At 58.6% G+C, this 782-nt stretch carries 1 protein-coding gene; it reads right to left on the bottom strand.

Going from position 1 to position 782, the window contains the following annotated elements:
* The coding region (locus tag C0V97_RS17085) for a M48 family metallopeptidase (RefSeq protein WP_370265889.1) at window positions 1-475 on the bottom strand (475 nt) is incomplete at its 3' end.
* Window positions 476-782: the final 307 nt, after the last annotated feature.

The raw sequence follows: 782 nt of genomic DNA, 5'->3' as shown, positions 1-782 counted from the left end.
CCTCCAGAGCTTCCGCAGGATATCCCACTTCCAGCAGGGACATACTGATGAACTCGCCTATCTCCGCCTTGTGCTCAGGGTAGGTCGCCATCATACGCGCGAAACTCGCGCACCCTCCCCCCAAATCCCCACGTACAATCTGCAAATGAGCGAGAAATGCTTGCGCGGGAACCTTGTCAGGTTGCAGACGGATGACGTTGCGCAAGAGGATTTCTACAATATCGTACCGCGTCGTAAAGCGCAGGACGAGCGACGCGCCCGCCATGGAAAGCTGCCACTCCTGTTGATGAACAGCGATCGTCTCAAGGATAAGCTTAAGTCCCGCCATACCGTCGCCGGCGCCTAGCAACGCTTCACAGGTTTCAACGAATTTTTCAGGAGCAGGGGGCATGCCGGGGTTTTTCGACCACGCCTCCCCGGTCGACGGTGCATCATCCACCGCTCGCGGAACAAGGCTTTGCGGGTCATGTGTCATGCGATCACCGATCATGTTCGGACTATTGATTGGGCGGGTTCGCGATCAATGAACGCGTAACGCTTAATATCTTGCCTCATCCGCGCGAGTCGGGATACCTCTAGCCTCGAGATTCGGGCGCAAAGCGGAACAATTTGCGCCACATACCCCACAGAACGCTCCGTCTGGGTTTCCTGCATTCAAGAGCAGGCGCCATAACGACGAAGGCTAGGAAAGCGGACATCTTGGATAGCGCAAACGTTTCCCCGGTCTCCCCCCCCCCCCCCCACCCCCCCCCCCCYCGCCGCCAAACAGCCGCAACCCCCCC

The sequence above is a fragment of the Asaia sp. W19 genome (assembly GCF_003994335.1).
Classification (GTDB): Bacteria; Pseudomonadota; Alphaproteobacteria; order Acetobacterales; family Acetobacteraceae; genus Asaia.
This window is presented reverse-complemented; position numbering and strand designations above follow the sequence as displayed.